We start from the raw sequence: 19523 nt of genomic DNA on the forward strand, positions 1-19523 counted from the left end.
CAAGAAGGGGGCATCGCCGCGTCGCACGGCGATGCCCCCTTCTGCATTTTTACGACACCAGCGAATACCAGTTGGTCCCGTCATTACGAAGTTCGCGCCGAACTTCACCACGCCCGATCAGGTAGTTCAGGCACGCGAGGCTCTCGCCTGTCGCGAGGCTCATCTGCGACATATCCTCTTCGCCGACCCTGCGCGCAAACAGCGCACCGAACACGTCGACGGCGCGCCGCGGTTCGCTGAGCGCTTGCCGCAACCGATCGAGACTGCGGTCCTGGCTGCGTCGCAGATGATCCAGCCGCGCATGCAGGCCGCGGAAACAGTCGTTATGGGCGGGCAGCACGAGCACGTCGTCCGGGACCTGCTCCTTCAGTTTTGCGATCGATGCATACCAGTCCGCCATCGGGTTGGCGTCCGGTTCGAGCGGATACACCGAGACATTCGATGAGATTCGCGGCAGCACCTGATCGCCGGAAATCAACACCTTCAACTCCGGGCAATACAGACACGCGTGCTCCGGCGAATGGCCGGTGCCGACGATCACCCGCCACGTGTGCCGGCCAATCACGATTTCCTCCGCGTCATGCAGGCGCCGAAAACTGTCCGGCAGCGCATGAATATGCTGCCCGAAGCGGCCGAAGCGTGCGCGATAGAGTTCGATCGCCGCCGCGCTCCAGCCGGCGCGGCGGTAGAACGCCACGCCGTCGTCGGGCGCCTCGCGGCCGGTGTCCGACGCGGCGACGCGGCAATTGAGGTATTCGAGGCGCGTCATCCACAGACGGCAGTCGAAAGTCCGCGTGAGCCAGCCTGCCATTCCCACGTGATCGGGGTGCATGTGCGTGACGAACACGCGCGTGACAGGGCGGCTCGCGGAAGACTCGGTGCAAAGGCGACGCCATAAGGCCGTGGCGGCATCCGTGCGTGCTCCCGTGTCGACGATAGCCCAGCCGTCACCGTCCGCGATCGTCCACACGTTGATGTGATCGAGCGAGTAGGGCAGCGGCATGCGAATCCATTGCACACCTGGCGCAACCTCCAACACGTTGCCGGACGTTGGCGGCGACTCGAAGGGATAGCTCACGGAAGGAAGCGCGCTACCGGTCGGCGCGACGCGGGTGTCATCGGTCATGATTGGTTTGGCTCCGGAAGACGTCGGCCAGTCGACAGGGCGAGTAAGTAGACGGCGCGAAGTCCGTACACCCGGTCGTTGAAATGCAAACGCCGGCATGCGTGACGACACATGCCAGCGCAGACGAGGCCCGGTCGAGTGCCGGGACCGTGTGGGATTACTGCAGATTGCCTGCGACCGCGATGGTCTGACCGGTGATGTAGTTCGACTCGGGCGAGCAGAACAGGTAGACGCCGCCGGCTGCTTCTTCGGGCGTGCCGCCGCGACCGAGCGGATTGCGCTGCGCGTGCGACTTGAGCAATTCGGGATTCAGGCCGACGCGGATATCCCGGCCTTCGATCGAGACCGTCGCCCCTGCCTTCGCATCAGCCGAGGTCATGCGGGTGTGGATCAGACCGAATGCCACGCAATTCACGTTGACGTTGAAGCGCCCCCATTCGCGGCTCAGCGCGCGGGTCATGCCGATCACGCCGGCCTTGGCCGACGAGTAATTCATCTGCCCGGCGTTACCGTTAAGCGCGGACGTCGACGAGATGTTGACGATCTTGCGGTACACGTCGCGGCCGGCTTCCTTGTCGGCGGCATGCAGCGCCTTGATGTGCGGGTACGCCGCACGCAGGATGCGAAAGGGTGCAGTCATGTGGCAGTCGATGATCGCGTACCACTGCTCGTCGGTCATCTTCTGGACCACGTCGTCCCACGTATAGCCCGCATTGTTGACGATGATGTCAATGCTCTTGAACGTGCTCATCGCCGTGTTGACGAAACGCTCAGCGAAATCCGGTGCGCTTACGTTGCCAGGGCACGCTACTGCTTCCGCGCCCATCTTCTTCAGCACTTCGACCGTTTCGTGCGCCGGATCGGCGTCGAGGTCGTTGATCACGAGGCGTGCGCCTTCGCTCGCCAGTTTCTCGGCGATCGCGCGGCCGATGCCGCGACCCGAACCGGTGACCAGCGCCACCTTGCCGTCAAGCTTTCCCATGTGTTGTCTCCTTGATTGATGCAGGTTACAGGGCGATCACGGCGTCGCCGAGGACGCGCGGTTCGCCATATTGATTGGCCGTCCGAATCTCTACTTTCACGCGGCGCTCTCCTTCGGCTTCGAACTTCTCGACGACCCGGCCACTGCACGTGATCCGGTGTCCGAGATGCGTGATGCCGACAAAGCGCACGCCGAATTGCCGCAGTTGCCGCTGATCGACCCAGGCGTTCAGCAAGCGTCCGAGATACGCCATCGACAGCATGCCGTGGGCGAATACGTCGGGCATGCCGCTGCGGCGCGCGAAGTCGAGGTCGATGTGGACCGCGTTGTGATCGCCCGAAGCGCCGGCAAAGAGCGCCAGCGTCGTGCGGTCGATCGGCGCGAGCGTCAGCGGCGGCAGCGTGTCGCCCACCTTGACGTCGTCGAAGCTCAATGTGCTCATTCGTGTCTCCTCTCAGCCGTTGCGGTGGACCAGCACGCTGCGCATGTCGGCCACATGCTCGCCTTTCTGGTTGGTCACGCGCGTTTCGCGCACCACGAAATCGAGCGCGCCACCTTTCTTGTCGTAGATGTCGGCGATGTGGCATTCGAAGAGCAGCACGTCGCCGGCGTAGGCCATCCGGTGATAGGTGAACGACTGTTCGCCATGCAGGATGCGCGCAACCTGGATGCCGATCTCGTCGCGCCAGCTTTTGTCCGGCTGCTCCAGTTCGAGCGAGAACAGGAACGTGGGCGGCAAGGGCAGACCCGGGTGACCCGCGTCGCGGGCAGCGGATTCGTCGAAGTAGACCGGGTTGGTTTCGCCGGTTGCCTTGGCGAAGAACCGCAGCCGGGCCGCGTCGGTCAGGGTGCGAAACGCGGGAATGACTTTACCGATGTGTTTTTTATCGATCATGTCGGACACTCCGATAGAGGTGGCGCACTACGCGGCCTTGTACACGGTCGTGACGCATGCTCCGCCGAGCCCCAGATTGTGCGCAAGCGCGACCTTCGCGCCTTCCACCTGCCGTTGCTCGGCCGTGCCGCGCAACTGATGTGTCAGTTCGTAGCACTGCGCAAGACCGGTCGCGCCCAACGGATGCCCTTTCGACAGCAAACCGCCCGACGGGTTGACCACCCACTTGCCGCCATACGTGTTGTCGCCGTCGTTGACGAGTTTTTCCGCTTCGCCTTCTCCGCACAGACCCAGACCTTCGTAGGTCAGCAGCTCGTTTTGCGCGAAGCAGTCGTGCAGTTCGATCACGTCGATATCTTCCGGGCCGACGCCGGCCTGCTCATAAGCGAGCTTCGCGCCGGCGCGCGTCATGTCGAAGCCGACCACGCGGATCATGTCGCGCGAGTCGTAGGTGCTAGGCAGATCGGTGGTGAGGGACTGGCCGGCGATCAGCACGTCGGTGCGCAGGCCGCGTTTGCGGGCGAATTCCTCCGACACCACGATGGCCGCGGCCGCGCCGCAGGTCGGCGGGCAAGCCATCAGACGCGTGAGCACGCCTTCCCAGATCATCGGCGAGGCGAGCACTTCTTCCGGCGTTACGACGGTGCGGAACACGGCGAGCGGATTGCGCGCCGCGTGCCGGCTCGCCTTTGCGCGAATCTTCGCGAACGTTTCCAGCTTCGTGCCGTACTTTTCCATGTGAGCCCGGCCCGCGCCGCTGAACTGACGGATCGCGCTCGGCAGATCGGTGCGATCCACCAGTTCGTTGACCAGATTCAGCGCACGTTCGAGCGCCGGCGCACGGTCACTCCACTTCGACGACAGCGCGCCCGGCTGCATGAATTCGAATCCGACGGCGAGCGCGCAATCGACCACGCCGCTTTGCACCGCCTGACGCGCGAGGAACAGCGCCGACGAACCCGTCGCGCAGTTGTTGTTCACGTTGATGACGGGAATGCCGCTCATGCCGACGTGATAAAGCGCTTTCTGACCGCAGGTCGAGTCGCCGTACACATAGCCGGCGTAGGCCTGCTGCACATCCGCGTAGTCGATTCCGGCATCGGCCAGTGCTTCGCGCACGGCGCCCGCGCCCATCACGTCGTACGGGTCGCTGGTGCCGGGCTTCTTGAACGGAATCATGCCGACGCCGGCGACGAACACGTTACGAGTCATATCACTGCTCCTTGGAAATGGAATGTTCGAATTACAGCTTGCGGGAGATGAGGTCGCGCATGACCTCGCTCGTGCCGCCATAGATACGGTTGACGCGTGCGTCGGCGAACGCGCGGGCCACGGGGTACTCCAGCATGTAGCCGTAACCGCCGTGCAGTTGCACCATGTCGTCGAGTGCCTTGCCGAGCGATTCCGTGGCGAACAGCTTGGCGATCGCGGCTTCCTCCAAAGTGAGGCGCCGGCGCACGTGTTCGGCGAGGTAGTGGTCGACCAGCACGCGCACCGCGGTTGCCTGCGCCTTGATGTCGGCCAGCTTGAACTTGGTGTTCTGGAAGTCCCACACGGTCTGATTGAAGGCCCTGCGGTCCTTGACGTAATTGATCGTGTGCTCGAGACAGGCTTCGAGTTTTGCGGCGGCGCCGATCGCAATCGAAAGACGCTCCTGCGGCAGTTCGCCCATCAGATAAGCGAAGCCTTTGCCCTCTTCACCGAGACGATTGCCAACCGGCACGCGCACGTTGTCGAAGAACAGCTCAGCGGTGTCCTGCGAGTGCATGCCAACCTTGTCGAGCTTGCGGCCACGGCGGAATCCCTCACGGGTCGCCTCGACGACGATCAGGCTGACGCCCTTGGAGCCCGCGCTAGGATCGGTCTTGCACACCAGAATGATGAGGTCGGCGTTCAGGCCATTGCTGATGAAGGTCTTGCTGCCGTTGATCACATACTCGTCGCCGTCGCGCAAGGCGGTGGTGCGGATCGCCTTCAGGTCGCTGCCGGTGCCGGGCTCGGTCATGCCGATCGCGAGAATGGATTCGCCGGTACACGTTTTCGGCAGCCATTTCTGCTTCTGCTCTTCATTGCCGATGCGCGCGATATACGGTGCAATCACGTCGGAGTGCACGCCGAAGCCGAGTCCACTCAGCCCGGCGCGATTGGTTTCCTCATTGAGGATCGCCGCGTGGCCGAAGTCGCCGCCGCCACCACCGTATTCGGTCGGCAGCGTCAGGCACAGCAGACCCTCGCGGCCTGCCTTCAGCCACGTCTCGCGGTCGACGCGCCCGGCTTTGTCCCACTCGGCCTGTTTGGGAGCGCACTCCCGTTCCAGGAAGCGACGCACCGTGGTGCGCAGCATTTCATGATCGTCACGAAAAACAGTACGGGTAATTTGCATCACTAAATTCCTGAGGATGAGTGCGGCATGAGCGGATAGATGGCGTTATCGCGCGCAGGCGATATGTGCCGCAGGTTCGGTGTGATAGAGCTGTTCGATCAGATGAGCGCGGCGCGCGCGGGTCACGGCCTGGTTCACGTAGCCTTTCTCGGCGATCTCATTGGCGTCGATCGAAGGGGGCTCGGCCATCAGCATCAGGCGTTCGATCGTGCGGCTGGCGCCGCCGCCTTTGTGGCCGGCGAGGCGTTCGCGCAGCGCGGCGACCACGAGCGGATGCTCGACCAGCGCAGCCGCGTCGAGCTCGGCGAGTTCGGGCGCGAGGCGCCGGCAGGCGGCCACGTTAGGCCAGGCGAGCGCGGCGAGAAATTCATGGTCATGGCCGCAGATCACGGCATCTGAAATGAGCGGGGCGCATTGATCGAGCAAACCGAGCCGCACCGCGCCGGTTCGAACCCAGGTGCCGTTCGTCAGCTTGAAGTCCTCGACCACCCGCCCGGCGAACAGCAGGCCTTGCGCCGGATCGTCCGGATTCGCGAGGCGCACGGCGTCGCCGAGCCGGAAGTAACCTTCTTCGTCGAAAGCGGCGGCGGTGAGCGCCGCATTGCCGATGTAGCCGCCGAACACGTTCGCGCCGCGCATGCGGATTTCGTAGCGGCCGTCGCCGCCTTCGAGCGGCAGCAGCTTCACTTCCGAACCCGGCACAGGGCCGCCGATGTTGCCGAGATCGGTCGCGGGCCAGCCGCAGTAGGTGCCCATTCCGCTCGTCTCGGTGCAGGCAAGGCCTGTCGAAAAGACGATGCGCTTGCCGATCGTGTCCACCGCCACGCGCTGGATGCGATGCCACACGTCCGTCGGCAAGCTTGCGCCGCCGTAGCCGAAGTACTGCACATTGGCGAACAGGCTGCGCGCGAGCACGGGGTCGCGCTCGAGTTCGCCGGCCAGCACGGCCCATGCGGAGGGGACGCTGGTAAAGACCGTGGGCGACACTTCACGCAGGTTGCGCACGGTGCGCTCGATCATGCCAGGCAGCGGGCGTCCGTCGTCGATATAGTGCGTTGCGCCGAACTGGACGGAGCGGCCGATGTTCAGTACGCCGCCAAGGCCGTGGTGCCACGGCAGCCAGTCGAGGAACACCGGCTGCGATTCGCCCAGCCAGCCGAGATTGTCGGCGTAATAGGCGGCGACTGCCTTGAAGTTGCTGTAAGCGAGCGGCACGCCTTTCGGCGTTCCGGTCGAACCCGACGTGAAGAGGACGCGCACGGTATCGTCCCTGCGGATCGCCGCGTGCGCCGCGGCAACGGCGGCGGCGCGCGGCGGCGTCATGTCGACGGCAAGCAGGTCGGTCCATGCGTGTTGCGAAGGCTGCGCGTTGCGTGCCGCGATGACCGGCGTCGTCGCCAGTTCGGTGATCGCGAGCGCGCGTTCGAACGCCGCCGCGTCCTGCACGAACACCGCCGCCGGCGGCACCAGTTCGAGCACCCCCTTCAGACGTGCGAAGTTTTTGCTGAGCGTGGAATAGGCGGGCGAAACCGGCGCAGCGGGAATGCCTACATACTCGGCTGCGAGCAGAAGCACGGCCTGCTCGATCGAATTGCCCGAGAGCAGAACCAGCGGGTGCTGCTGGCCGAGGCCCATTTCCAGCAGGCAGGAAGCGACCGCTTCCACCTGATGCCACAGGTCGCGCCAACTGATCGTGCGCCAGGCGCCGCTGCTATCGCGTTCGCAGAATGCCGGACTATCGCCGCGGCGCTCGGCCCATTCGGGGATGAAATCGGCAAAGCTGTTGTGTGCGATATCGGGGGGCGGACTGGCGGAACTCAGCATCAACGTGCCGTCGGCGCGGCGTTCGACGAGCGGACGCCGTTCGGGAAAGCGTACGGGACGGTAAGGGGCTGCCGTGTATTCACTAGCCATGAGCGTACTCATTACGCTTGTCTCCTGAGCTTCAGCGCGCGACAGGGTGCGCACCGGCGTTTGTTGTGTGAGGCGCGCACGCCGTGAACGGCTGCGCGCGACCCCTTGACTTAGAGCATAGTGGCTCGTGGCGACGAGCGAACCACCCGAGGTGGGTGGCGAGGAGGGATGGAGCCGAACGAGGAAGGACGAGCCGGCGGGGCACGTCAAGACGCGAGTGCGTCAGTCGGTCCCTTCGCCGGCAACGGGCGTCGAGCCCAGTTCGAGGTCGCGTACGCGTGCGACCGCTTCGTCACGGCTGGTCACGCCGAGTTTGCCGTAGATGTTCTTCAGATGCCACTTGACGGTCTCAGGCGAAATGCCGAGCGTGCGGGCGATTTTCTTGTTGGGCAACGCCTGCGCAAGCAGGCCCACAACCCGGGCTTCGCGCTCGCTCAGCGTTTCGGCGGCGGTGGGCTGCGAGTTACGGTTGGCGGGTTTGACAGCCGGTTCCGCGTCGCTTGCCGAGGTGGCCTTGTGGGCGGTGTGGAGCCGGCTCACATAGAAGGACAAGACCGGATCGTGCGCTTCGCCTTGCACCACGGCGGTAATGAGGTCCAGCGCGCCGGGATCGGCGTCGAGCAGGCTGCGGACGAGACCCAGCCGGTGGCCCCGGCGCAACGCGGCGAGCACGGCTTCGCGCGCGGCTTCGGCCCGGCCTCGACGGGCGTCGACCACCGCAGCTTGCATCTGGAAGTGCGCAAGGTGCCGTTGCCAGCCGCGCGCCTCGCAGAACGGAATCAGCGCCTGAAGACGGCTCGCGGCGCCTTCGAAATCCTCGTGAGCGATACACCAGTTGATGTGCGAGCTTTCCGCCATCGCGTGGATTTCCGCAGCGGTGCCCGCCGTGCTGGCCACCGGTGTGCTCACCACGCGCGCCACGATCATGTCGAGCCGCGCGAGCCCGGCTTCCGCTGCGTCGAACTGACCGCTCAGCAGATGGCGATGAATCTGCTCGGCCACACTGTGCGCGATGAGCCGCTGCAAACCGTATTGGGTCGCGTATTCTTCGAGACGTTCGAGATAGGCGAAGGCATCGAGCCGGTGTCCCGCGGCCCAATGGACCGCTGACAGCACGGTCAGGACGCGCAATACGGAGTCCGGAATGGACACGCGTTCGAGCACGTCGACGCGGTCCTCCAGAAGTTTGCGGGCCGCGTCCAGTTCGTTGAATTCGTACAGCACTTCGCCGAGCAGCGCTGCCGCGAAACATGCCGCTTCGGCGGTGGCGCTGCCGTGTTGATCCGCCTCGAACAGCACGTCGCGACTGATGCGCTCGACCTGGATGAATTTGCCCTCCAATGCATAGCTGAACCCCGCAATGCAGCGGCCGTTCAGTGTGCCGGCCGAGGTGCCCATGAGCGGCGCGCCGTCCACGAGAAGTTGCGGCGCCTCGCTCTGAACACGCCGCGCTTCGTCGTACTCGCCGCGGCGCATGTGAATCCACGAGAGCAGGTTGTTGCGGCCGCCCACGGTGAGGCTGTCGGCGTGAGCGGGAATTTGCCGCATGTCCGGCAAGACCGATATCGCCTCGTCCGTGTCGTCGCGCTGAACGGCGAGCGCTGCGCGTAACAGGATGAGGCGATAGCGCGAATTCGCATCGCTTTCGGGGATATCGGTTTGCAGGCGCGCGATAGCCGCGGCGCACGCGTCGAATTCGCGTGCATACAGTTGCAGGTGCACCATCCACAGGCGCAATCCGATGCGCGCCTGGACTTCGGCGAGCGGGAGCAGGCGGATCAGCCCGACGAGCTTACGCAGGTCGCCTTCAATCTGCATGGTCCGCGCGACGCGTAGCACGAGATCGGCGGCCGCCGCCGACTCGCCCGCGAGTAAGGCGTGCCGCACGGCGTCGTCGTGCTGGCGGTGGTCGCGAAACCAGATCCATGCCGCCAGATGCACCTCGCGTTGATGCAGTTCGCTGCGCGCGCGAAAACGCTCGAGCAGTGTCTCGCGAAAAAGCGGGTTCAGCCGATACCACGTCTCGCTGCCCGAACTCTCGATCGGGGCGATGAACAGGTTGTCGTTTTCCAGTCTCGTCAGCAACGCACGCACTTCGGCAGGCGACTGCTCGTCGCCGATCAAGGCGATGCACAGCGGCGCGCAGACGCGCGTGCAGCTCGCCATGCGGACCAGCATTTCCACTTCGGAGGGCGCAAGGCGCGACAACACCTCGCGTTCGAAATACGTTGCAAAACCGCGGGCGTCCAGCAGTTGTGCGTTCGCGAGCGGGTCTGACGGCGCGAGGTCCGTTGCGCCCTGTTTTCTTCTCTTCAGACGCATGGCGAAGAGTTGCAGTCCCGCCACCCAGCCGTCGGTCAGTTCATGCATGTGCCGCGCTTCGCGCTGGCCGATCTCGCCCAACTGCGCTTTGAGAAACGCCTCGGATTCGGCGGCCGTGAAGCGCAGATCGCGCATGTCCAGTTCCAGGACGAGGCCCTGGTCGCGCGGGCGTCCCAGCGAAAGCGGCACGGTGCCACGCGAGACGAGCACGAGATGGAGATTCGCCGGCGCGTAGTCGAGCAGCCATTGCAATGCTTCGTGATTGCGCGCATTGGCAACGTGATGCAGGTCGTCCAGCACCAGCACGACGTCGTTCGAATGAGCGGCGATACCGCGCACGAGCGCGATGATCGTGCGCTCGACCGCTTCGTCGTCCATACCGCGGCCGCCTAGCAAGGCCGCTTCATGGCACATCGCCGGGTCGACCTGGGCGAGACTTGCGACGAGGTAGTCGAGAAAGTGCGCGAGTTCGTTGTCCTCAGGTGCGAGTGTCAGCCAGGCGATGTCGAACCCGAGCGAAAGCAAGGCTTCGCGCCACGCGATCAGCAGGCTCGTCTTGCCGCAGCCGGCCGGCCCCTGAAGCACGACGCAACGGTTGCGCCGGGCGTCGAGTAATTGGGCCAGCAGACGTTCGCGCGCGACGACGCGGGCGGTATTACGTGGCGGAATCAATCGGGGATCGGCTCGGGAGTCCGCGGAGCCGCCTTGGGAGCGGCGTGGGTCCACGGGAGGGGAATTCTGCGACATCGTGACCTGCGCCTTGCGCGCCCTGGCTTCGCGCCGGGTCGGCGAGGGCCAAAGGACGAAATGATAATCGGCACATTGTAGCGCAGCGCTCGCAGCGTTTTCACGTTGGACAGGGGAGTGTCTTCCCGGATCAGCCTGGGTCCGGCAGGTGGGTCGCGCCGGCGGTGTGTGCTGTATCGCGCACGGATTCCTGCTTGCGCCGCGACACGAATTGCACGACGTCGCCACCCGCGCGCCACGCATAACAGGTGTCGACCATGGGATGAGGCTGAACGTTGTTTGCCCCGTCGGCGGACTCGCCGTTGGCGGGGGCGCTTTTGCGCCAACCCATCAACGTCTGGATAGCCGTCGTGGCGATGGGGCCGAGCAACTCGGTCAGATGCGTGCAGCCTTTCGGACCGGTAAGGCGGCTCTTGACCTCCTTCATGAAGCCCGCGCCGATGGTCACGCCCTGTAAGCCGGCATAAGCCTCGTTGATTTCCGTGCAATAGCGGCTCGGTGACGAGTCGGTATGCGCCTCGATGCGATGGATCAGGAGATTTGAATCGATCGTGACCACGATGCGCATGTCGTGAATCGGTGAGCCGGCCGGCACGGTCTTGAAGAGCAGATCGGCATCTTCCGCCTTCGTATCGCGGATGCGACCTTCGATATCGAACAGGCCGTCGCTTCGTTCGAAGCCCATGCACTCGACCCGGCGGGTGTGAACGAGCCGCCGCGTTGAAGGATTCAATGGGATGGCAGGCATAGGTACCTCGTTGACAGAAGCAGTCATTCGATTGATGGAAGACGAATCAGGCCGGGTGTCGATCGAAACACACGGACATCTCGTGGTTCAGCGAGAGGAGCACGTCGGCCCTCGAGCGATCGATATCACCGAGCCTATTTGAGCGCAGAACGCCAGCCGCCCCCTGCATCGGGGGGGAGGGTTCGATGCATGTCGCTACATCTTTCACCGCTCGGGGTATTCCCGTCCCCCCTCTGTTTGGGTAGGTCATCTGCCCGGACGTCCCTGCAATATGGGCTCGCGACGACCGGCCGGGCTGGTGCCGGCCGTCGTCCCGTCGGACATCTGCATGAGTTTGCTTTACCCGTGTCCGTGGGGCACGGCAAACACAAAGAGGAGACATGCATGCGTTTCATGAGTCAGAGCATTTGCGGAGCTACATTGATTCTCGCCGCCGGAGGAGCGGCGGCCCAGTCGAGCGTGACGCTATACGGGGTGGCGGACGTATTCGTCCAGTACCTGGATAACGGCGGAAAACATTCGTTTTCCGAACGAAGTGGCGGCTCCACGGGTTCCCTGTTCGGCCTGAAGGGATCCGAAGACCTCGGTAACGGTCTGAAGGCGGTGTTCGACGTCGAAACCGGCTTCAACATCAACAACGGAGGCTTCTTCGCGGACAGCACGGCGATGTTCTACCGGCAATCGTGGGTGGGCGTGAAGCACGATTCGTATGGCCAACTGAGTTTCGGGCGTCAGTATCAACCGAGCTTCTGGGCTGTCTACTTCACCGACCCGTTCCGCGGTAACGAAGTCATGTCGCCGCTGGCAGCGGCCGACCTCGCCGGCGCAACCGACCGCTCCACGCTTGCAACGCAGTACGTGTCCGGGCGAACCAGCAATTCGATCTTCTATTCGTCACCCGACATGCGAGGCGTGCACGTCTACGCCATGTACGCGATGCCAGGCACCGTCACGCAACCCGTGCCCGTGCGCTCCGGCGCGATGGTCGACGTGGCCGCGAACTATTCGGGCTACGGCTTCTATGCGGGCGTTGGCTACCAGTATCAGCATGGATCGCAGGAGAGTGCGCCGCTGGTGCCCACCGCGCCGACGCTGCTGACCACATTCGATCTGATGGGAACGGAGCACTTCACCGGCGCGCTGGCATACCGGCTGGGCATCGTGAATTTCCAGTTCAACTATTCGTATAACCGGCCGAAGGATGCACCTGCCGGCTCGCTCGTCACCATCACGCCGGCAGTCAAGTTGCCGCTCGCTTCGCTGGTTCACTCGTACAGCATTATCGAGCTGGGCGCGACGATCCAGGCCACACCCGCGGACGTGATCGAAATCGCCGGCATCGAACGGGATGTGCGTGGCGTTCACGACAATACGCCGGGTATCGAAGTCGGCGTCGACCACAGTCTGTCAAAGCGTACGAGTCTCTACATGCGCGCGGGCTACCTGAAGAACAACGGCAGTGCGAACATGAGCTGGCCTGGTGTGACGGGCGTCGCCAGCGGTTCGAAGCAGGTTCTTGCGGTGCTCGGCATGACACATCGTTTCTGACGACAGCATGCGTTCACGAAAGACGCCGCGAGGCGGCGTCGTCCGTGAGCACTGTGTCACGGTTTTCAGCGGGTCCGATATCACAACAGGAAAACATCCATGAAACAAAACAAGGTATTCACGCTGGTAGGCAGCGCGCTGCTCGTTCTGGCATCACTCGACGTGCACGCGCAGAGCAGCGCTGCGGCCCCTGCATCCGGCCGCTCATATGCGTCGGACGCGAAAGCCGTCAAGGCCGCCGACCGCGCGCTTCAGAAGAACGTGGTTCGCGCGCTGAGCAAAACGAAAGGGCTGAGGGCCACCACAATTACGGTGCGGGCGCATAACGGCGTGGTGATCCTGGAAGGAACAGTGCCGGAACAGTCGCAGGTCGGACTGGCGACTCAGGCTGCTGAAGGGGTTGAAGGCGTGGCCTCAGTCACGAACGCATTGACGTTATCCACGTTGTAAAGCGTATTTCTCGCGTTCCTGCAGTGAGGTCGGGGCCCGCTCGCGGTGTGTGAGCGGGCCCTTTGTTCAGGGCTTTAGCCTGTCACCGATTTGCATTCGAGAAACTCGGCCAACCCTTCTCGACCATACTCGCGTCCGTTCCCGGATGTCTTGTAGCCGCCGAAGGGAACCGTAATGTCCAGCATCGCGCCGTTGATCCGCACCGACCCCACGCGCAGGCGCGCGGCCACACGGCGGGCGCGTTCCGGGTTGCTGGTGGCGATATAGGCGGCGAGTCCGTATTCCGTGTCGTTGGCCATCGTAATGGCGTGTTCCTCGCTGTCGTACGGAATCATCACCAGCACCGGTCCGAAAATTTCCTCGCGCGCGATCTTCATGTCGTTGCGAACATCCGCGAAAACAGTAGGGCGCGCGTAGAAGCCCCGCGCGATTCCTTCGGGCCTGCCGGGGCCGCCGGCAATGACCCTCGCGCCTTCCTCGATGCCGGCCCGGATCATGTGCTGCACCTTCTCGTATTGCGCTCGGTTCGAGATCGGGCCCATCTTGGTGGCCGGGTCCGCGGGATCGCCGACAACGATCCCATTGGCGACCGCCGCGGCAATCGCCATGGCCTCGTCGTATCGTTCGCGTGGCACCAGCATGCGGGTCGGCGCAACACAGGTCTGTCCGGAATTGACCATGCACTGGGCCACGCCGCTCGTCACTGCGGCCTGCAGATCGGCGTCGTCGAGAATCAGCAGAGGCGACTTGCCGCCGAGTTCCTGCGCCACGCGCTTGACCGTGGGCGCGGCGCTGACGGCCACTTCCACGCCGGCACGCGTCGAGCCGGTAATCGACACCATGTCCACGTCGGGATGCGACGACAGCCGTGCGCCGACGACGCGCCCTTCGCCAAAGATCATGTTGAAGACGCCGGGCGGCGTGCCCGCTTCGTGCATGATTTCCGCGAAGATCACAGCGTCGAGCGGAGCGATTTCGGAAGGCTTCAGCACGACGGTGCAGCCCGCTGCCAAGGCCGGCGCGACTTTGGCGGCGATCTGGTTCAACGGCCAGTTCCACGGCGTGATCAGCGCCGCGACGCCGACCGCTTCGCGGCGCACGTAGCTCTTGTCGTGTTGAGTCTCGAACTCGAAATGGCGCAACGTCTCCACTGCGGCCTGAAGCTGCGAGAGGCCGATCGCGGCCTGCAGATGCTTGCACAGCGTAATGGGCGCGCCGATTTCGATGCGGACCGCCTCGGCAATGTCGTCGAGCCGCGCGCGGTAGCATTCGATGATCCGCTCGAGCAGCGCGACCCGCTCGGCGCGGCTCGATTCCGACCAGACCGGAAAGGCGGCTCGCGCCGCGGCGACGGCGCGATCCGCGTCTTGCGCGGTTCCCATCGTGAGCTGGCCGGTCAGCGTCTCGGTGGCCGGATTGATGATGTCCGTCTGCGTGCTGCCGGCGGACGGTTCGACCCATTGGCCGCCGATATAGAAGGTGTTCAGCGTTTTCATTTCGTTTCCTGGGATTCTGTGGGGCGCGTCGAACTCAGGCTGCCACCGGACGATCGCCGATCACCGTCGCACGCATCATGTGGCGCGGCGCCGGGAAGTAGTCCTGGACCGCATAGTGCTGGCACGAGCGGTTATCCCAGAAGGCGATCGTGTTCGGGCGCCACTTGAGGCGGACCTGATATTCCGGCGCCTGGGCCTGGCGGAACAGGTACTGCAGCAGTTCCATTTCGGCGAGCTTGTAGTCGAAGCCAACGCGATACTCCTTCGCGGTCAAATGGCCGTAATTCGACAGATGCGTGGTAAACGCTTCGTTGACGTAGAGGATCTTCTCGCCAGTTTCAGGATGGACTCGCACGACCGGGTGCTCGACGGGCGGAAACTTCGCGCGCATCGTTGCGTGCTGGTCCACGGGCACCGCAATGCCGAATAGCGGTAGGAAGTCGTGGACCGCCTTGAGGCTGGCGATTTTAGCCTTCACGTCGTCGGACAAATTCTCGTAGGCCGTGACCATGTTGATCCACATCGTGTCGCCGCCGACCTCGGGGCATTGCACGCATCGCAACATGGAGCCCATGGAGGGAATCTCGCGCCACGATACGTCGGAGTGGTACAGGTTCTCCCGGCCGCGCTTGGTATCGTTGCGGCCGAGGATCACCAGTTCCGGATGCTCCGGGTGATGCGGAAACGCGGGATGGATCTCCAGTTCACCGAATCGCTTTGCCACGGCGACGTGCTGGGCCGGGCTGATATCCTGGTCGCGAAAGAACAGAACCTTGAACTTCAGCAGTGCGCGGCGCAATGCAGCGTAAGTGTCGTCGTCAAGCGGATCGCGCAGATCGACGCCGCGAATTTCCGCGCCGATAGTCGGTGTATAGCGTTCGACGGCGAACGGCCAGGCGTTGTCGGAATTGGCGTGCACCGCTGTCGAATCGGGCGCGATCTCTGTTGCTTGCATGTCATGTCTCCATTTGTCAGGGCCCGCATGTGCCGCGGCGCATTGGGCTCGCGGCAGTTGGGACGGTTCCACAGGCGCACGCGGTGCGCGTATGCCGGGTTCTGGTTTCGTGCGACGCCGTTTGCGCGCCGCTTCAGCGCGCGGGGCGGCCGTCTAGCGGTTGTCGGCGCGGATCAGATCAGCGGCTTTCTCGCCGATCATGATGGCCGGTGCATTCGTGTTGCCGCCGATCAGCGTCGGCATGATCGACGCGTCGGCCACGCGCAGCCCTTCAATGCCGCGCACGCGCAGGCTCGGGTCGACCACGGCCATTGCGTCGATTCCCATCTTGCAGGTGCCCACCGGGTGAAAGACGCTGTCGGCATGGCTGCGCACGAACGCCCGGATCGCTTCTTCGTTCGAATCGTCCGGTCCGAAATCGTCCGTCAACAGTTCCTTTCCGCCCGCTTCGGCCAGTGCCGGCTGCGCGAAAATACGGCGGACGATTCTGACACCGGCGACCAGCGCTTCCATGTCGGCCTCCGCTGACAGAAAGCGTGGATCGATCGACGGCGCGTCGCGCATGTCCGCGCTACGTAGGCGCACGTGACCGCGGCTCTGCGGGCGCAGAATATAAGCGTGGCAGGAATAGCCATGTCCGAGTTTGCGGCGTTTCGCCACGTTACGATTGCCGAGCAGGGCGAGAACGAAAGCTAACTGCACGTCCGGGATGACCAGGTCGGGGCGGCTTTTCACAAAGGCGCCTGCCTCCGCGAAATTGGAACTGACCATGCCGCTGCGATCGCGCCGGTAACGCCACATGCCGGACGCGAGCCGCAGAAAGCCGCCTGCGGAGTAGCCGTAGAGGTCGTTGGATTTGACCTGTTTGTTGACGATCACGTCGAGGTGGTCCTGCAGATTCTCGCCCACGCCGGGCAGATCCTGCACGACCTCGATACCGTGGCTGCGCAGATGCCCGGCCGCACCGATGCCCGAGGCCATCAGCAACTGCGGCGAATTGAAGGCGCCACAACTGAGCACGACTTCGCGCCGCGCCCGCAACGTTTGCTCGACGCCTGCCCGCACCACGCTGACGCCGCGCGCGCGTTTGTTCTCGATGACAAGACGCAACACCTGCGTGTCCGGGAGCACGTGCAGGTTCGGGCGGCCGCCGTTCAGGTCCGGATCTTTCGCATTGCCGTTGTGCAGGTAGGCACGCGCGGCATTCCAGCGTTCGCCATTGAACTGCGTGACCTGATAAAGGCCGGCGCCTTCCTGCTCCGCGCCGTTGAAGTCCGTGTTCAGCGGCAATCCGGCTTGCAGCGCGGCATTGACGAAACGATGCGAGAACGGGTTGGGCGTGCGCAGGTCGCTCACGTGCAGCGGACCGTCGCCACCGTGCCACGGATCGTCAGTACGTCCGGCGTGGCGCTGGTTGCATTCACTGCGGCGGAAGTAGGGCAGGACGTCGTCGTAGCCCCAACCCGTACAACCCAGAGCGGCCCATTCGTCGTAATCGTTGCGATGTCCACGAATGTAGACCATGCCGTTGATTGACGAACTGCCGCCCAGTCCGCGTCCGCGTGGCTGAAAGGACGGGCGTTCGTTAAGGCCGGGCTGACGTTCGGTGAGGTAAGCATAGTTGCGCGGACCGGCCTTTTGCACGGTCGATGCCAGACCGATCGGCACCCATACGCTCATGTGATGGTCATGCGGGCCGGCCTCGAGCAGGGCGACCGTGACCGATGTGTCCTCCGCCAGTCTGGCGGCCACCGCGCAGCCTGCGGAGCCTGCGCCGACGACGATATAGTCGTACTCGGCCGCGATCATGCTGTTGCGAGCGTTGTTACCAGTTCTGATCATGGCGCCTCTGTTCGTTGGAAGGGATGTGTGCACGCGCAGCGGCTGTTGTCTTTGTCGCCGCTGCCATAGCCAGATCAATCAAGTCGCGGCTTGCGTGGCGAAGTGATTGAGTGTTCTGTGCGAGCGATCAGGATGAAGCCAGCGCACGGCTGCGAGTGAGGCCGCGATTAGCAGGACGGCGCTGACCGTGAAGCCGAGTTCATAGGCATGGCTGTTGCCGCCGCCATAGACCTGTACGATCCGTCCCATCACGGCCGGTGCGAATGCGGCGCCAAGACTTGCGAGTGCCGTGTGGATGGCGACGAGCGCCCCGCGCTGAATGTCCGGGACCATTTCGGCGAGCAGCGCGGGAGCCAGCGTGAAGCTCAACGTCGGCAATGCGCCGGCCACCGCGAGTAGCGCCACTTTCTGCAACGGCGGCAGGTGAAGCAGCATGAGGGTGATATACAGCAGAGCCCCGGCAACCGCCGACAAACAGATCAGATGGACACGCGCCTTGCGTGTGGACACGCCGCGTCCGAGCATGCGTTGGGATAACCAGCTCAGGCCCACGTTGACCGGAGTCGCTGTCGCGACCACCACGGCGAAGCAACGACCCGCATCGACACCGCTGAATCCGAGCCCTTTTTCGAGGTAGGTGGGGATCCAGGTCAGGCTCAGGCCCAAGGTCCAGTAGGCGGTGAATCCGAGCGCGAACACCGAGAGGACCGAACGGTCCGTGAGGATTCTCCGATACGGTAGCCGCGACGCGCGGTTTCGCGCGATCGGCGCGGCTTGCTGCTTACCGAGGCCGCCCTCGCGCCCGAAACATGCCCACAGTACGCTCCACGTCGCGCCTATCGCGCCGAGGAGCAGAAAGTTCATACGCCATCCCCACTGTCTCGTGACGAGCGGAATCAGCAGGCCGGCCAGCAGCATGCCGAAAGCCGCGCCCTGGTTGATGATGGCGACGGGCAGATTGCGTTTCCGGTCGGGGAACCACTTGTACAACGCATGCACGGAAACCGGAAACGCCGGGCCTTCGGCGGCGCCCAGGATCACGCGGCAGATGAGCAGCCCCAGCGCGCTCGTCGCCATGGCCTGCGGCAATTGAAGTACCGCCCAACTGAGACCCATTGCCAGCAATAGCCAGCGGGTCTGGACGCGGTTCGAAAGAAACCCCACCAGAACAGTCGAAATGGAAAAGAGCCAGAAGAAGCTGCCGGCGACAAGTCCGAATTTTTCCGGAGACAGGTGCAGTTCGGCCGTCAACGGCACGGCCACGAGACCGAGCACGATCTTGTCCAGGAAATTGATGAGGGCGAGCCCCGTCAGCAGGAAGGTCATCGTCCATGCGGACTTTGCCTGGAAATCAGGGGAAGCGGTCATAGGTTGTCTCCGGTAGTCCTGCTCCCGGCGGACTTCGCTGTCCCGGCCGGTAATGCGGACTTTGTAGCGCCACGGTAAAGGGTGCGCGAGGGTGGGCAACCACCCGGAACAGGTAGGCTAGGGAAAACCTTGTTGCCCTGGATGGGGAAATGTCCCGTTATTCATGCGGTGTTGCCGCGGAGGAACGGCGTTCTACCCCACTGGGGTGGTGGCACGGGAAGCGCATTGCCTTACTGTGAGTCCATGAAGTATCGAGCGGGATCGCGGTTCCGATCCGTGTCAGCCTTCATGAGAGGAGAGACAGTGAATACCCGGGAAACATCGTTGCGCGGCCTCGTGGAAAAGTGGTTTGGACCTGAATCGCAAATGCGGGCGCGGGTGACGCTTTTCAGTCACTCCCGTGCCGGCCGGTGGCGTTATGTGTGCGTGGCGTCGAGGCGGGCGACCGGTGAGCTGTCGATTTTTTTCTTCCGCCACGACGATGGTTCGTGGTCGGTGTTTCCCCCGGAAACAAAGCGGCCGTCTATGAACGTGGCGCGCATGCCGGTATTGCCCGGCGCGGCAGGACCGGTTGCGTTGCCAGGTTGAGCGCCGTCCGCTTCGAGGTGGAACCCGGAGATCGACGCGTTCGAATCGTTTGCTCAGGCGCGGCATGTTGTTGTGTTATCAACTAGAAAATATTGGAGATCGGTGCTGTGTCAATCCCGACATTCCTGGGTGACGATGAGTTCGCCCGCGAAGCAATCG

Annotated in this window: 15 protein-coding genes; 2 read left to right on the plus strand and 13 right to left on the minus strand. The window is 63.8% G+C overall.

Annotated elements, in window-relative coordinates; genetic code table 11:
- Positions 1-49: 49 nt before the first annotated feature.
- From P0D70_RS06820 to P0D70_RS06860, 9 genes are all read right to left on the minus strand, one after another.
- Positions 50-1126, minus strand: a complete 1077-nt coding sequence (locus tag P0D70_RS06820) for an MBL fold metallo-hydrolase (RefSeq protein WP_408183799.1) — start codon at positions 1124-1126, stop codon at positions 50-52.
- A 157-nt stretch (positions 1127-1283) separates the two neighbouring features.
- Positions 1284-2108 carry an SDR family NAD(P)-dependent oxidoreductase gene (locus tag P0D70_RS06825; RefSeq protein ID WP_091804514.1) on the minus strand — a complete coding sequence of 275 codons (825 nt, stop codon included), beginning with the start codon at positions 2106-2108 and terminating at the stop codon, positions 1284-1286.
- A gap of 25 nt (positions 2109-2133) precedes the next feature.
- Positions 2134-2550 carry a MaoC family dehydratase gene (locus tag P0D70_RS06830; protein WP_091804511.1) on the minus strand — a complete coding sequence of 139 codons (417 nt, stop codon included), beginning with the start codon at positions 2548-2550 and terminating at the stop codon, positions 2134-2136.
- A gap of 12 nt (positions 2551-2562) precedes the next feature.
- Complete coding sequence (locus P0D70_RS06835; protein WP_408183806.1) at positions 2563-3003, minus strand: MaoC family dehydratase N-terminal domain-containing protein; 441 nt, start codon at positions 3001-3003, stop codon at positions 2563-2565.
- A 27-nt stretch (positions 3004-3030) separates the two neighbouring features.
- A complete protein-coding gene (locus tag P0D70_RS06840) occupies positions 3031-4215 on the minus strand; it encodes a lipid-transfer protein (protein ID WP_091804505.1) in 1185 nt (394 codons plus the stop codon).
- 31 nt (positions 4216-4246) lie between these two features.
- The gene (locus tag P0D70_RS06845; protein WP_091804502.1) at positions 4247-5386 is read right to left on the minus strand and encodes an acyl-CoA dehydrogenase family protein; all 1140 of its coding nucleotides are present in this window, start codon (positions 5384-5386) and stop codon (positions 4247-4249) included.
- A gap of 45 nt (positions 5387-5431) precedes the next feature.
- Entirely contained in the window at positions 5432-7312 is a 1881-nt protein-coding gene (locus tag P0D70_RS06850) for a feruloyl-CoA synthase (protein WP_408183811.1), read from the minus strand.
- 210 nt (positions 7313-7522) lie between these two features.
- A complete protein-coding gene (locus P0D70_RS06855; protein WP_408183813.1) occupies positions 7523-10369 on the minus strand; it encodes a winged helix-turn-helix domain-containing protein in 2847 nt (948 codons plus the stop codon).
- Between the two features lie 130 nt (positions 10370-10499).
- On the minus strand, positions 10500-11117 hold the full coding sequence (locus P0D70_RS06860) for a DUF2889 domain-containing protein (protein WP_091804494.1): 618 nt from the start codon (positions 11115-11117) through the stop codon (positions 10500-10502).
- Between the two features lie 384 nt (positions 11118-11501).
- Between P0D70_RS06860 and P0D70_RS06865 the strand changes: the two genes are divergently transcribed.
- Positions 11502-12665, plus strand: coding sequence for a porin (locus P0D70_RS06865; RefSeq protein WP_091804492.1), 1164 nt, complete (start codon positions 11502-11504; stop codon positions 12663-12665).
- A gap of 99 nt (positions 12666-12764) precedes the next feature.
- Complete coding sequence (locus P0D70_RS06870; protein ID WP_408183816.1) at positions 12765-13115, plus strand: BON domain-containing protein; 351 nt, start codon at positions 12765-12767, stop codon at positions 13113-13115.
- 74 nt (positions 13116-13189) lie between these two features.
- On the opposite strand, the gene P0D70_RS06875 is transcribed toward P0D70_RS06870, so the two are convergent.
- The 4 genes from P0D70_RS06875 to P0D70_RS06890 all read right to left on the minus strand — a co-directional run bounded on the left by P0D70_RS06875 (position 13190) and on the right by P0D70_RS06890 (position 18776).
- On the minus strand, positions 13190-14611 hold the full coding sequence (locus P0D70_RS06875; protein ID WP_408183818.1) for an aldehyde dehydrogenase family protein: 1422 nt from the start codon (positions 14609-14611) through the stop codon (positions 13190-13192).
- Between the two features lie 34 nt (positions 14612-14645).
- Complete coding sequence (locus P0D70_RS06880) at positions 14646-15566, minus strand: TauD/TfdA dioxygenase family protein (protein WP_408183823.1); 921 nt, start codon at positions 15564-15566, stop codon at positions 14646-14648.
- 153 nt (positions 15567-15719) lie between these two features.
- Positions 15720-17408: a GMC family oxidoreductase gene (locus P0D70_RS06885; protein WP_408183827.1), complete on the minus strand. Its 1689-nt coding sequence runs from the start codon at positions 17406-17408 to the stop codon at positions 15720-15722.
- Positions 17409-17486: 78 nt separating this feature from the next.
- The gene (locus P0D70_RS06890) at positions 17487-18776 is read right to left on the minus strand and encodes an MFS transporter (protein ID WP_408183829.1); all 1290 of its coding nucleotides are present in this window, start codon (positions 18774-18776) and stop codon (positions 17487-17489) included.
- Positions 18777-19523 lie beyond the last annotated feature (747 nt).

This window comes from Paraburkholderia sp. RL17-381-BIF-C (assembly GCF_046026435.1).
Lineage (GTDB): Bacteria > Pseudomonadota > Gammaproteobacteria > Burkholderiales > Burkholderiaceae > Paraburkholderia.

Excerpts from the sequence above, each read along its gene's own strand:
- P0D70_RS06845 (WP_091804502.1), bottom strand. The coding sequence starts at position 5,386 with ATGCAAATTACCCGTACTGTTTTTCGTGACGATCATGAAATGCTGCGC.
- P0D70_RS06860 (WP_091804494.1), bottom strand. The coding sequence starts at position 11,117 with ATGCCTGCCATCCCATTGAATCCTTCAACGCGGCGGCTCGTTCACACC.
- P0D70_RS06825 (WP_091804514.1), bottom strand. The coding sequence starts at position 2,108 with ATGGGAAAGCTTGACGGCAAGGTGGCGCTGGTCACCGGTTCGGGTCGC.
- P0D70_RS06855 (WP_408183813.1), bottom strand. The coding sequence starts at position 10,369 with ATGTCGCAGAATTCCCCTCCCGTGGACCCACGCCGCTCCCAAGGCGGC.
- P0D70_RS06875 (WP_408183818.1), bottom strand. The coding sequence starts at position 14,611 with ATGAAAACGCTGAACACCTTCTATATCGGCGGCCAATGGGTCGAACCG.
- P0D70_RS06830 (WP_091804511.1), bottom strand. The coding sequence starts at position 2,550 with ATGAGCACATTGAGCTTCGACGACGTCAAGGTGGGCGACACGCTGCCG.
- P0D70_RS06880 (WP_408183823.1), bottom strand. The coding sequence starts at position 15,566 with ATGCAAGCAACAGAGATCGCGCCCGATTCGACAGCGGTGCACGCCAAT.
- P0D70_RS06870 (WP_408183816.1), top strand. The coding sequence starts at position 12,765 with ATGAAACAAAACAAGGTATTCACGCTGGTAGGCAGCGCGCTGCTCGTT.
- P0D70_RS06840 (WP_091804505.1), bottom strand. The coding sequence starts at position 4,215 with ATGACTCGTAACGTGTTCGTCGCCGGCGTCGGCATGATTCCGTTCAAG.
- P0D70_RS06850 (WP_408183811.1), bottom strand. The coding sequence starts at position 7,312 with ATGAGTACGCTCATGGCTAGTGAATACACGGCAGCCCCTTACCGTCCC.
- P0D70_RS06865 (WP_091804492.1), top strand. The coding sequence starts at position 11,502 with ATGCGTTTCATGAGTCAGAGCATTTGCGGAGCTACATTGATTCTCGCC.
- P0D70_RS06890 (WP_408183829.1), bottom strand. The coding sequence starts at position 18,776 with ATGACCGCTTCCCCTGATTTCCAGGCAAAGTCCGCATGGACGATGACC.
- P0D70_RS06820 (WP_408183799.1), bottom strand. The coding sequence starts at position 1,126 with ATGACCGATGACACCCGCGTCGCGCCGACCGGTAGCGCGCTTCCTTCC.
- P0D70_RS06885 (WP_408183827.1), bottom strand. The coding sequence starts at position 17,408 with ATGATCAGAACTGGTAACAACGCTCGCAACAGCATGATCGCGGCCGAG.
- P0D70_RS06835 (WP_408183806.1), bottom strand. The coding sequence starts at position 3,003 with ATGATCGATAAAAAACACATCGGTAAAGTCATTCCCGCGTTTCGCACC.